Source organism: Streptomyces sp. ICN903 (genome assembly GCF_022015835.1).
Classification (GTDB): Bacteria; Actinomycetota; Actinomycetes; order Streptomycetales; family Streptomycetaceae; genus Streptomyces; species Streptomyces fenghuangensis.
The window spans coordinates 1-12958 of the sequence record NZ_JAKMAY010000025.1; the positions used below are offsets into that span (position 1 = coordinate 1).

Sequence of the window (12958 nt, forward strand, 5' to 3'; positions counted from 1 at the left end):
GGGACGGGAGCAGGGCTCGGAGAGGTCGGCCACCAGCGGGTGGGTCACGGCCACGCGGGCCCGCACCTCCGCGCAGCCGGCGCAGCCTGCATCGGTGCCCGGCACCCAGCGCGGTCCGACGAGCACCTCGTCGTCGTGGACCCGCACCGACAGGTGCTCGGTGCGTCCCCCGGCGGCGCGCAGCCAGTGGCCGCGCTCCCGCTCCAGGTCCCAGCCGCGGCCCAGGGACACCTCGCCCGAAGCGGTGCGCAGCAGCGGTTCGAGCGCCGTGAGCCACGCGCCGTCGAGGCCGTCCGCGGCGACCGGAGCGGCGGCCCGGGTGGTGGTCGGCGAGCGGTCAGTCATCGGCCCGCCCCCGTCCGGCGGGGTACGCGCGCACCGGACCGTGGTGGACCGGAAGTCCGCCCAGGACGGGGTCGGCGCCGAGGGCGCGACCCCCGTAGCTCACCCCGGCCGCAGCGGCGTACGCGGCGATCTGCTCGCGCAGCCGGGCCACGGCCGGGCCGTCGGCCGCGGCCAGCACGTCCGTGTGGATCCGCGGGACCGTGCACCGGACCGCGCCGTCCCCGCTCCCGTCCCCGGGCCCGTCCGGGCCCCGGAGGCTCTGCACCTGGGCGGCCGCCAGGGCGGTGCCGAGCGCGGCGTGCACGGCCTCGGCGCCGTCCCGGCCCCAGGCCAGGACCGGCGCGGCTCCGTCGGTCTCGGCGCGGCACATCCGCCAGTCCACCCCGGGGACGCGCAGCAGGCTGGTGCGGACGTCCTCCGCCCCGTACTCCGCCAGGCTCCGCCGGACCAGGACCGTCTCCGGTCCCGGCTCCGGCGGTCCGGCCTCCAGGGGACGGGCGTCGGCCACCAGCAGCCGCAGCACCCCGTCGAGCAGCCAGCGCTCCTCGCTCAGGCCCGCCGCGGGGACCCCGGGGCCGTCGGGCACCATGGCGCGCAGCGCCTCCAGCGCGGTGGCGACGGTCGCGGCCCGCTGGTCGCGGCCCCAGCAGACCACGCCCCCGGCGCGCCCGGCGCGGTACTCCGCCTCCCGCAGCGCCAGCGGCATCTGGGGCAGGTCGGCGCCCGCGGCGAGGGTGAACAGCCCGGTCCAGGGGGCCGTGGCGGCGGTGGCGGCCCGTACCGCCTCCTCCGGCGACGGCAGGGCGGCCGGCCGGGCGTCCGCCAGGTCGCGCAGGGGCTCCACCGGTTCCACGGGAGGCGGCAGGAGCAGGCGCTCGGCGGTGACCTCCGCGCCGTGCAGGAGGTGGGCCTCGCCGGGCGCCGACCCCTCGGTCAGGGCCTCGAACAGCGCCTGGCCGGCGAGCGCGCCGGCCAGCGCGTCCGCCGCGGGCCGCGCGGCCGGCTCCGTCTCCCCGGCCGCCGCCCACGCCCGGGCCCGCTCGTCCAGGGCGGGCCAGAGGCGGCGGGCGGCCCGGTCGCGGACGACCGGACCGGCCAGCACCAGCGGGCCGGCCGTACGGACCGCGACCACCGGAACGCCGTCCGGCAGCCAGTCGGCGCCGCGGTCCCCGTCCGTCACCCCGGCCCCGGCCTCCTCCCGGTGGTACAGCACGGCGTCGGCGTCCCCGGCCGCCCGCGCCAGGTCCCGCGGGGAGGAGGGCAGCACCTCGGCGCCCAGCCGCAGCGCGGTCGCGGCGACGGCGTCCGGATCGGACGCCGCCAGCACCAGCCGCCGGGCGCCGGCCCGGGCCAGGCCGCGGGCGGCGGGCAGCACGACCCGGGACGGCCCGCACAGCAGGATCCGCGCGGCGCGGAAGCGCTCGAAGAGGGCGTAGGGGTCGTCGGAGACCGCCTCCAGCCAGGCCAGGGCCTCGGGGTGGCGCTCGCGCACATCCCGCGGCGGCTCCGGCGCGGTCAGCCGTTCCAGATCCAGCAGCATGCCGTGGCCGCGCAGTCCGCCGGTCACCTTCCGCACCACGGGACGGGCGCGCTCCGACCCCAGGGCGGCGACGAGCTCGTCCTCGGTGGTGCCGTCCTCCAGCAGGGGCACGCACACGTCGACGATCTTGAACAGCGCCTCCGGGCCCTTCATGGCGAACTGCTCGCCGGCCCCGCTGAAGTACACCCCGCCCGGTACCGGCGCGTAGTGGAGGTACGGCCGTGCCTTCATCCTCATCCGGTCTTTCCTCCGTACTCGAACGGGCCGCCGGGAGCGCGGCCGATCTCGACGACCCACTCGGCGGCGTGCTCCCCGTCGGCGACGCCGGGCAGCGCCTCCTCCACGTAGCCGGTGCTGCGGCGCTCCATCAGCCGGGGCAGCACCCGGACGTTCAGGGCGGCGGTGAGATCGACGTACTGCGGCTTCTGGCGGCGGCGGTGCTCGCGCGCGTCCTGGCCGGAGGCGTCGGCCTCCTGCCGGTAGTCGTCGTCGAACGGCGTCTTGAGCACGACCTCCTCGGGCACGCCGTGGCGGGCGCGCCAGGCGGTGAGCGCCAGCAGCCGGTCGTGCTCGGCGGGCCCGGCGGCCACGGCGTCGGCCAGTTCCCGGCCGCCGTACCAGCGGCGGCGGGCGAGCACGGCCGAGCCGACCGACAGCCGGGGCATGCGGTGGGTGCGCCGGTCGTCCCGGCCGGCGGCGGCGTGCCGGCGGCCGACCAGGTCCTCGTACAGCCGCCCGCCGCCGACCAGCCAGCTCGCCAGCCGCACCGGCGGCGGGAACAGCTCGGGGTGGCCGGCGCCCAGGGTGAGCACCCGCACCTCCCGGCCGTCCGCGTCGCGGACGGCGAGGCCGTCGGTGCCGGGGTCGTGCGCCAGCCGGAAGGGGAACCAGTCGTCCGGGCGGAGCCCGTCGGCCAGGACCGGGACGTGGGCGTTGACGTTGAGCCGGTGCAGACCGAGGTCCTCGGCCACCCGGGCGCCGTCCGCGCCGTACTGCGCGGCCAGACGGCGCGCGGCGTGGTCCAGCGCGCCCCCGCCGAGGGCGCGGTCGTAGCCGAGGAAGCGGCCGTAGAGCATGCCGTGCCCGGCGTAGGCGTCGTTGAAGACCAGCCGGTCGCGCCAGGGCTGGACCAGGACGCCGTAGGCCAGGTGCCCCTGCCGGAAGCGGTCGGGCAGCCCGGCGGTGAGGTCGGCGGCCTCGGTGGCGGTCAGGGTGAGGTCCTCGCCGCGCTCCGCGGCCCGGTCCAGCTCGGCGCCCAGGGCCTCGGCGACGGACCGGCGCAGGTCCTGCAGCCGGTCCAGCGAGCCGTCGGCGGGGCCGGTGCCCGCCGCGACGGTGCCGTCGTAGTCGCCGCCCCTGCGGTACACCTCGCCCACCAGGTCCGCCGCGTGCTCGACCAGGGACACCTCGGCACCCGCGCCGAACCGCTCGGTGAACACGGCGCTCAGCAGGGCCCGTACGTCGTGCATCCGGTCGAATACGGACAGCAGCCCGACCCCGGCGGCCAGGTCGTCCAGCCGGGAGCGCCAGGGGGCGGTGTCGATCCGGGCGGGCGGCAGGACGTAGTCCTCCTCCACCAGGATCCGGGCGGGCCGGTCCGCCGCCATGCTCAGCCCGGCCAGCGAGGAGTCCAGCCGGGCCAGGTCGCGTTCGCGCTCCCCGGGCGGGGAGCCGGCCAGGGCGGGCAGCCGGGTGCGGATCTCCGCCAGGGCGCCGGCCGCCGCCGGTTCCGCGGGGCCGGGCGGGTCCAGCAGGTCCCGGAAGTCGGCGCCGCCGTCCTCCGGACCCCGGCACACGCACAGGATCCCGGCGGCCACGGACTTCACCACCGCCCGCACCGCCTCCTCCGGGGGGCGGCCGGTCCGGGCGGCGAGGTCCGCGGCCACGGCGGACACCCGGCGCGGTCCCAGGGCGGTGGCCTCGACCAGCGGCCGGACGCTGCCGTTCAGAGGGGCCGCCAGGCGCCGCACCCCCTGGTCGGTGCGGCGCAGGAAGTACAGCCTGCCGCCGGCGGGATCCACGGTCGAGGTGGGCGGCAACTGCACCCAGGTGTCCGGCCCCGGCTCCTTCCGGGCCGGTTCCAGGCCGCCCAGCACGTAGTCGAGCATCACCCGGTCCAGGCCCACGAAGGCGGTCGCGCCCTCGAAGCGCACCTCGCCGGGCGCGGCGCCGCCCTCGCCGGGCAGGGCGAGGCCGACGGCGGTGAAGCGGGACAGCGGGCTGGTGCGGACCATGGCGCGGGTGACGTACTGGAGCAGACCGCGCTCGGTCTTGCGGACCCGGGACGGTATCCGGCCCTCGGCGGCGGCCCTGCGGTAGCGCTCGGCCGAACCGGCCACCTCCGGGGCCACCAGGGCCAGGGAGCGCCGCAGGTCCTCGTCGCCCAGCACCCCGGCCAGCAGGGCCCGTTCGCGCTCGGCCGCCTCCGGGTGGCTCTCGGCGACCCGGGCGCGCAGCCCGTCGCGCCGCTGCCGGGCCTGCCGCCAGCGGGCGACGGCGGCGGGTTCGGGACCGGGTACGGCGCGGGGCCGCCGGTCGTTGTGGATGTCACGGCGCAGGGCGATGAGCCTGCCGCGCTCGTCGGTGCCGGTGGTGCCGGCGATCAGTTCGTACAGGGCGTCCGAGCAGGCGTCGGCCGCGGCCCGCACCTCCTCCTCGGCGTCCGTCAGCTCCCGGAGGAGGCCGGCGAGGTGCGGGTCGCCCAGCCGGGAGCGGCGCAGCGGGTTGAGGCGGAGCATCCACACCGGTTCGTCCGGCACCGCGCCGGGGTGCCGCCCGGTCCCCGTCCCCTCGGCCGCGCTCACCGGGGGCCGCCCGCGGCCGCCTGGTCCGCCTGTATCCGCTCCAGCCGCTCCTGCCAGGGGACGCCCAGGACCGCGTCCACGGTCTCGGCCAGGGCGTGGCACATGTAGTAGCGGTGCATCGGGGAGACCCCCAGCAGCGGGAGCTGCTGGTAGAAGAGGTTGACGAGCAGGCGGTAGGAGGCGAACCACTCGGGCGGGTCGTCGGTCACGCCGGCGGCCCCCACCGTGCGGTGGAACTCGCTGGGCTCGGTCCGCCGCCCCCCGGCCGTGCCCGGGGGCCCCATCGTGGCGGCGTCGAATCCGGCGCCCAGCGACTCCAGGCCCTCCAGCGTCAGCGTTCCGCCGGCCACCGCCGAGTCGAAGGCGCCCATGCAGTACGCGAACGCGGTGCGCCAGGCCGCGGCCTGCGGCCCGTACTCGCCCGCGAGGGATTTGCCGACTATTTCGCGGAGCAGCGGGGCGTCTTTTTCCAGGCGTTTGTCGAATGCGGGCCTGGGGTCTTTCCTGGGGGCCGCCCAGGCCATGAACGCCTCGGAATGTGAACGCAGCGAGAACACCCCGTAAGCGATGCCGGAATGATGCGATGCGATCAGCGCGGTGAATGCCTCGGCCAGCCGTGCGGTGGCCTGTGAACGGTCTTGGGTTATTTCGTCGATCATGTCCGTCAGCGGCTCGCACATCCGGCCCAGCGCGATTTCCCGGAGACTGTCCAGCGGCTGCGGCCACCGGGCGGCCTCGGCGGCGGGAATCGGTTCGACCGTCCCGTGCGGGCGCATCGGCAGATAGGGCGGGGGGACGCGCTCCAGGCGGCCGAACTCGCGCGCCTGGTCGAGGTACTCCTCCTCGGTGAGCGCGCCCTCGGGCGGCTCGGGGCCGATCTCCAGGAGCCGGCCGACCTCTTCCCAGGGCAGCGGGCGGCCCCGGTCGGCGCGGCCGACGAGTTCCACGTGGGGGCCGTGCAGCCAGCCGCGCCGCAGGTAGACGAGGGAGGCGCCGTGCTCGTCGCGCAGCGCGCGGGCCGCGGGAACCACCGTGGCGGCCAGCCACTGCGGGGTGAGGGGGGTCCGGGTGTAGAGGCGGAGACCCGCCACCCGGCCGGTGTCCGCCTCGGTGACGGCTGCTGCACCAACGGTCACGCTCATCCACCTGTTCGTGCTCGAGGGTCCGGCCGTGGCGCCGCCCGCCCGTGCGGCGGACGGGGCCGCGGATCCGAAAGCGGTCGGAAATGAAAACAAGGCCGATATTTCTTCGGCGAGCGCGGCGCTTTCGAAGGCCGCGGTTTCTGTGTGCCCCGTAGAATTTCTGGATCATCTTGCCCGGCTGATCCGCCCGGGACAACGGGGTCAGAACAGTTGCCTGACATGTGTCACGAACCTGCGTGACATCGATCACGGGAATCCGTGTGGGGTGAATCTGCGAGTAGGGTGAGCGCGACTTTGCCGCAGTTCTTCGGCTGGGCCCGCCCCGATCACTTCGGCGGGCCGACAGGAGGCAGCATGACCGGTATGTCTGGCCGGCGGTCCACGGGGGGCTTGCCGAGCGGCAGCGGAGTGGAGATCTTCGAGGCGCACTACGCGGGGGAGCCCGGCGCCGGGTGGGAGATCGAGCGCCCGCAGTCCGCGCTGGTACGGCTCGCCCGTGACGGCGCCCTGCGCGGCAGGGTGCTGGACGTGGGGTGCGGCAGCGGGGACAACGCCCTGATGATCGCCGAACACGGCCTGGAGACCACGGGGGTGGACGCCGCGCCCAGCGGCATCGGCCTCGCCCGCCGCAAGGCGCGCGAACGTGGGCTCGACGTGCGGTTCCTGGTCTGGGACGGCCTGGCGCTCCCCGATCTGGGGGAGCGGTTCGACACGGTCGTGGACGTCGGCTTCTTCCACTGCTTCACGCCCGCCGACCGCCCGGCGGTGGCGGCGTCGATCGGCGCCGTCGTCCCGTCCGGCGGCCGGTACTTCCTGATGTGCTGGAGCGACCGGGAGCCGGGCACCTGGGGCCCGCACCGGATCTCCGGACGCGACATCGAAGCAGCCTTCGCCGACGGCTGGCGCATCGACTCCCTGGAGCCGGCCGACCTGGAGGTCGCCTTCCCCCCGGGCACCGTACGGGCCTGGCAGGCGGCCATGACACGGCTGTGACCGCGGCCCCCTCGGGCCGGCGCAGGGCAGCACCCCCGCCACCTCCGCTCCACAGCGAAACCGAGAAGGAACGCACCACCATGACCATCTCCCGAAGACGCCTGGTCGCAGGCGCCGCCGTGCTGGGCACGGCCACCGCCCTCCCCGCCTCCGGCCCGGCCTGGGCCCGGCCGCAATCGCCCGGCCCCGGGGCCGCGGGCACGGGGAGGCCCGGCAAGCCGGGGAAGCCGGGGAAGCCGGGGAAGCCGAGGAAGAAAGCGCCCTCACCGGCGACCTCGGCCACCGAGCCCTTCACCGTGCCGCTGACCGTCCCCCGGCCGCTGCGCCCCCTGCGTCTGGCCGGCCACGACTTCCACCGGCTGACGACCGGTGAGGCCGACGTCGAGCTGCTGCCGGGCGCCACCACCCGCATACGCGCCTACAACGGGCTGATGAGCCCGCTGATCAAGGCTCGCCGCGGCCGCCCGGTGCTCATCCGCCAGGTGAACCGGCTGGACGTGCCCTTCGCGATGCACCTGCACGGCGGGCACGTCCCGCAGCGGTACGACGGCCACCCGATGCACCAGGCCGAGCCCGGCGACGTCCGCTACTACCACTACCCGAACGAGCAGCGCGCCGCCACGCTCTGGCTGCACGACCACTCGCACGGAACCGGCCACGGCCACCACCACTCCGACAGCGCCGAGAGCATCTACCGCGGCCTGGCCGCCACCTATCTGCTCACCGACGACTTCGAGGACGCCCTGCCCCTGCCCCGGGGCCGCTACGACGTCCCCCTCCAGATCCGCGACGCCAAGTTCGGGGACGACGGCACCCTGCTCTACGACCCGCAGGGCTTCCTGGGCCGCCCGACCTTCCTGGTCAACGGCAGCCCCAGGCCGTACTTCGAGGTCGCGGCCCGCAAGTACCGCCTCCGGCTGATGAACACCTCCAACGACCGCTTCTTCCTGCTGCGGCTGCGGGACGGCACGCCCATGACGCAGATCGCCTCGGACGGCGGGCTGCTGCCGGCCCCGGCCCAGGCGTGGGCGGTCCCGCTGTGGCCCGGCGAGCGCATCGACGTCGTCGTCGACTTCTCGGACCGCCCGGTCGGCTCACAGGTGGTGCTGGAGAGCCTGGCGTCGTTCCCGGGCGAGACGCCGGACGTGATGCGCTTCGACGTGGTGCGCGAGGCGCGCGACCCCAGCAGCGTGCCCGGCGAGTTGCGCCCCGCCCCCGACCTGGGGACGCCGGTGCTGGAGCGGGAGTTCCGCATGCGGTTCGACCCGGAGACCGGACGGCATCTGATCAACGAGCGGGTGTTCGACATGAACCGGGTCGACTTCCGGTCCCGGCTCGGGGAGACCGAGGCGTGGACGGTCGTCAACGACGACGTCGAGATGAACATCCCGCACTCGATGCACCCGCACCTGTCGCACTTCCGGATCCTCGACCGCAACGGCCGCCCGCCCGGCCCGGCCGAGGCGGGGCTGAAGGACACCGTCACCGTGGCGCCCGGTGAGACCGTCCGGTTCGCGGTGCGGTTCACCGACTACACCGGGCTGTTCATGTACCACTGCCACATGATGAACCACGTGGCCATGGGAATGATGGGGCAGATGGAGACCGTGCGCTGAACGGCCGCGCCCCGCCCCCCGCGGGCGGGGCCGGCTCCGGTCAGCCCACCGATGGCCCGGTCCGGCCCGTGAGCGCCGCGGCCCGGACCAGACGGGCCGCGGCGGCCCACAGGACGGCGGCACAGGCCAGGCACACCAGCGCCCGTGTGGTCTCCACGCCGCCGCCGGCCAGCGCGACCCAGCAGCCGGCCAGACCGGCGCCGATCAGCAGAGCGCCGGTCCACCGGTACACGGGCATCCCGAACAGCGGCGCGAGGGGGAGGAAGTGCACGCCCACGACGACCGCGATCGCTCCCGGGATCCACGCCAGGGCCCCGGTGCGGTTCGCGACCACGATCACCGCCACCACGGCCAGCACCTGGAGCAGGTTGATCGCGTGGAAGCGGCGTGCCGCGCGTTCGTAAGCGGCCTGTTCGCCCACGCCGTTCAGCCGCCGCAGCGCGAGCGCGAACAGCAGCACACCGACCGCCGGCCCGCCCACCAGGGCGGCCGGCCCGGCGAACCCGTGCAGCGCCGTCGCCCCCGACAGCCACCACACCGTGCCGAACACCGTCATGACCAGGGCCGCCCCCCGGGTGCCGTCGCGGCGCGGGCCGCCATGCGCTCGTGTGCTCACGGAAGGACACCCAACCCGATCACCGGCCCGGTGCGCCAGCCCCGGGACGGCGACCGCCCCCGGAAACCGGCACGGGTGCCAACTCGCGGATTGAACAAAGGTGTTCGGGATGCTGAACAAGAGCGGTCCGATGTGAAGATCAGGGCTCGAACGACTCCGAGTTCTTCACAACTCGCGGTTCCTGGCCAAAGATTGGCTCTCAGCCAGTGAACGCCCCGGGAGGAAGCACATGAGCAGGCTCTGTTTATCCGCAGCCGTCTGACGGTCGGGGTGCGCGTGCCGGCGACCCCCTCGGTTCGCCGCAGGACCACCACGACGAGAACACAGTCGCGAGTATCTACGACTCTTCACGCCCAGAGACGGGGATCGGCCACGGCCGCCGGGGCCCACAAGGCACGCGGCGCCGAGTGGACGACGCGGGAGCGGCTCGTCCACGGGGAGCCCCCGGACCGCCGTCCGGCTCCCGGCGCGCGTCCGGTGACAGCGATCTTCCGTTCCGATCTCTTCGGAAGTGTTGCGGGGGAAACCGAATGACCATTCGCATCATGGTCGCCGACGACCATGTCCTTTTCCTGGAGGCACTGGCGGAGGCGCTCGACCGGGTCGAGGACTTCGACGTGGTGGGAGCGGCCCGCGAGAGCGCGGAACTCCTGCCGACGGCGCAGCGGGTGGCGCCCTCCGTCCTCGTGGTCGGCGGAGGGATGAGCGGCCCCGGCGGCCTGTGCAAGGTGGCCGAGCTCACCAGGCGCGTGCCGTCCTGCGGCATCACCCTCATCGTCGTCGAGCCCACCCGCTCCCATGTGACCCGCGCGGTCGAGGCCGGGGTGCTGGGCATCGTCCCCAAGCACGCCAAGCTGCCGAGCCTGATCGGCGCCATCCGCGGGGTGGCGGCCGGCTGCGTGACGGTCGACCCCGGCCTGCTGAACGCCCCGGGGCCGGGCAACCGCTGCCTGAACGACCGGGAGGTGGAGATCCTGCGGCTGACCGCGACCGGCGCCTCCATCAAGGAGATCGCCCAGGAGCTGTACCTGGCGAGCGGGACGGTCCGCAACCTGACCTCCACCGCCATCAGGAAGCTGGAGGGCCGCAACCGGTTCGACGCCGCTCGCATAGCACTCGAACGCGGCTGGCTGTGAGGGCCCGGCGGCGTGCGCGCCGCGATCCCCTGGCGTACGGTTGACGGCTGCCCTGAGTACAGCAGAAGGGGGCCGTGCGTTGGGAGCGCAGGAGACAGTGCCGTCGGCGCCGGGGACCGCCGCCGGCGACGGGCACGAGGTGCACGACGGCGTACGGGAGCGGGAGATCCGCGGAGAGCAGGAGCACCTCGACCGGGTCTACCGGCGCCTCGAGGAGAAGATCCACGAGGCGGAGTTCCTCATGGCGGACGCCGCCAAACGCGCCCAGGTCGGCACGCCGGGGGCGCTCGCCGAACGGGACGCGCAGGTCTTCCGCGCCGGTGTGCACCTCAACCGGCTCAACAGCGAGTTCGAGGACTTCCTCTTCGGGCGGGTCGACCTGCTGCGGGGCAAGGACGGCGTACGCGGACCCGACGGCGCGTACACCTCCGTCGAACCGGCCGACGACGCCGTGCGCGACGGCGGCGCCGGCACCGCCGCCGCGGACATCGCCGAGACCCTGCACATCGGCCGGCTCGGCGTGCTCGACGCCGACTACACCCCGCTGGTCATCGACTGGCGCGCCCCGGCCGCCGCGCCCTTCTACCGGGCCACCCCGGTGGCGCCGGGCCGGGTGGTGCGGCGGCGGGTGATCCGCAGCCGGGGCCGCCGCGTACTGGGCGTGGAGGACGATCTGCTGCGCCCGGAGCTGACGGCGTACCTGGACGGTGAGGAACTGGCCGTGGTCGGCGACGGCGCCCTGATGGCGGCGCTGGGCCGCTCCCGCGGCCACACCATGCGCGACATCGTCGCCTCCATCCAGGCCGAGCAGGACGAGGTGATCCGGGCCCCCGCCGTCTCCGTCACCGAGGTCGAGGGCGGCCCCGGCACGGGCAAGACGGCCGTCGCGCTGCACCGCGCCGCGTACCTGCTCTACCAGGACCGGCGGCGCTACGCCGGAGGCATCCTCGTCGTCAGCCCCACCCCGCTGCTGGTGTCCTACACCGAGGGCGTGCTGCCCTCCCTCGGCGAGGAGGGCCAGGTCGTCATCCGCGCGCTGGGCTCGCTGGTGGAGGGCGCCGAGGCGGGCACCCACGACGAGCAGGCCGTCGCCCGGGTCAAGGGCTCCTCCCGCATGGTGCGGGTGCTGCGCAGGGCGGCGCGCGGCACTCTGGAGCTCGGCGCGCCGGGCGCCGCGGGGGTGCCCGGCCGGCTGCGGGTGGTCGCCCTCGGCACACGCCTGGAGCTGGACGCCGACGACCTGCGCCGGATCCGCGAGCAGGCCCTCGGCGGCACCGCGCCCGTCAACCTGCTGCGCCCGCGCGCCCGGCGGCTGCTGCTGGACGCGCTGTGGGAGCGCTCGGGAGCGGGCCGCCGGTACACCGACCCGGAGCTGGCGGCCGAGGCGCGCCAGGGGTTCGACGAGGACGTCTCCACCGAGACCGACTTCACCGGCTTCCTGGACGCCTGGTGGCCCGAGCTGACCCCGCGCCGCGTACTGGCGGCCATGGCGGACGAGAAGAGGCTGTCGCGCTGGGCGCGCCGTGTGCTCCAGCCCAGGGAGGTACGGCGGCTGGCACGCTCACTGGCCCGGCTGGACGCCGACGGCAGTGGCCCGCTGTCCGTCCACGACGTCGCGCTCCTGGACGAGCTGCGGGTCCTGCTCGGCACCCCCGCCCGCCCCCGCAGGCGGGAGATGGACCCGCTGGACCAGCTCACCGGCCTGGAGGAGCTGAGCACCTACGCCGACCGCCTCGCCGGCCGCGCAGCCCGCGCCGAGCGCCGGGAGGAGGAGGAACGCACCGACTACGCGCACGTCATCGTGGACGAGGCGCAGGACCTCACGCCGATGCAGTGGCGGATGGTGGGCCGGCGCGGCCGCCAGGCGACGTGGACGGTGGTCGGCGACCCGGCGCAGAGCTCCTGGTCGGACCAGGAGGAGGCCGCCGCCGCCCGCGACGAGGCGCTGGGCACCCGCCCGCGCCGCCGCTTCGAGCTGACGGTCAACTACCGCAACCCGGCCGAGATCGCCGAGCTGTCCGCCCGGGTGCTGGCCCTGGCCATGCCGGGGGTGCGCCCGCCCCGCGCGGTCCGCGCCACGGGGCTGGTGCCGCGCTTCGCCACGGTGACGGGCGGTCCGGAGGGCCCGGGCGGTCCGGACGAGGCGGTGGGCCGGGCGGTCCGCGCGGAGGCCGAGCGGCTGCTGGCGGAAGTCGAGGGCACCGTCGGCGTCGTGGTGGCGATGGGCCGCCGCGAGCAGGCCCGCGCCTGGCTGGCCGGGCTCGGCGACCGGGTGGTGCCGCTGGGCAGCCTGGAGGCCAAGGGCCTGGAGTACGACGCGACGCTCGTGGTCTCGCCCGCGGAGATCGCCGACGAGTCCCCGGCGGGCCTGCGGGTGCTGTACGTGGCGCTGACCCGGGCCACGCAGCGGCTGACGGTCCTGTCGCGGGAGAAGGACCTGCCGGACGCGGAGGGGGTCCCCGACCTGCTGCGGGAGTGAGGTCCGCGGGTTTCTCCGGCCGCCGGAGCCGAACGGAATCACCTTCGCCGATCGTTTGTTAGCCTGGTTGTGGCACCGGCCCGATCCAAGCCCCCGGGCCCAACCTTCGTCGCTTCGAGCGACCACTTGCCGCGAGGCGAGCATGGCGGGTCGGTGTCACAGACGTGGATCCGAGGGGTCCGCACCACCGGAAGGCGGTGCGGACCCCTCGCCCGTGCGCCCGGGGCCCGGCGTCCGCCGCGTGCCGTGTGTCACACGGTGGACCGCGCCGCGCGTCCCACGGCGGG

General features: G+C 75.5%; 8 protein-coding genes and 1 pseudogene. 4 read left to right on the plus strand and 5 right to left on the minus strand.

Annotated elements, in window-relative coordinates; all coding sequences use genetic code 11:
• The 4 genes and pseudogenes from L7D48_RS04645 to L7D48_RS04660 form a co-directional block, all read right to left on the minus strand.
• Nucleotides 1-345: pseudogene (locus L7D48_RS04645) on the minus strand (hypothetical protein); the annotation flags it as partial.
• Complete coding sequence (locus tag L7D48_RS04650) at nucleotides 338-2122, minus strand: hypothetical protein (protein WP_237877596.1); 1785 nt, start codon at nucleotides 2120-2122, stop codon at nucleotides 338-340. The gene L7D48_RS04650 and the pseudogene L7D48_RS04645, both read right to left, overlap by 8 nt.
• Entirely contained in the window at nucleotides 2119-4644 is a 2526-nt protein-coding gene (locus tag L7D48_RS04655) for a lantibiotic dehydratase family protein (RefSeq protein WP_237877616.1), read from the minus strand. Before L7D48_RS04655 ends, L7D48_RS04650 begins: the two co-directional genes overlap by 4 nt.
• Before the next feature lie 41 nt (nucleotides 4645-4685).
• A complete protein-coding gene (locus L7D48_RS04660; RefSeq protein ID WP_237877597.1) occupies nucleotides 4686-5831 on the minus strand; it encodes a hypothetical protein in 1146 nt (381 codons plus the stop codon).
• 354 nt (nucleotides 5832-6185) lie between these two features.
• On the opposite strand from L7D48_RS04660, the gene L7D48_RS04665 reads away from it, so the two are divergent.
• Nucleotides 6186-6824 carry a class I SAM-dependent methyltransferase gene (locus L7D48_RS04665; protein WP_237877598.1) on the plus strand — a complete coding sequence of 213 codons (639 nt, stop codon included), beginning with the start codon at nucleotides 6186-6188 and terminating at the stop codon, nucleotides 6822-6824.
• An 80-nt stretch (nucleotides 6825-6904) separates the two neighbouring features.
• Nucleotides 6905-8440: a multicopper oxidase family protein gene (locus L7D48_RS04670; protein WP_237877599.1), complete on the plus strand. Its 1536-nt coding sequence runs from the start codon at nucleotides 6905-6907 to the stop codon at nucleotides 8438-8440.
• Between the two features lie 40 nt (nucleotides 8441-8480).
• On the opposite strand, the gene L7D48_RS04675 is transcribed toward L7D48_RS04670, so the two are convergent.
• Nucleotides 8481-9056, minus strand: coding sequence for a hypothetical protein (locus L7D48_RS04675; RefSeq protein WP_237877600.1), 576 nt, complete (start codon nucleotides 9054-9056; stop codon nucleotides 8481-8483).
• A gap of 530 nt (nucleotides 9057-9586) precedes the next feature.
• Here L7D48_RS04675 and L7D48_RS04680 point away from each other — a divergent pair.
• Both L7D48_RS04680 and L7D48_RS04685 read left to right on the plus strand, forming a co-directional pair.
• Nucleotides 9587-10192, plus strand: coding sequence for a response regulator transcription factor (locus tag L7D48_RS04680; protein ID WP_237877601.1), 606 nt, complete (start codon nucleotides 9587-9589; stop codon nucleotides 10190-10192).
• Nucleotides 10193-10289: 97 nt separating this feature from the next.
• Nucleotides 10290-12671: a UvrD-helicase domain-containing protein gene (locus L7D48_RS04685; RefSeq protein ID WP_237877612.1), complete on the plus strand. Its 2382-nt coding sequence runs from the start codon at nucleotides 10290-10292 to the stop codon at nucleotides 12669-12671.
• Nucleotides 12672-12958 lie beyond the last annotated feature (287 nt).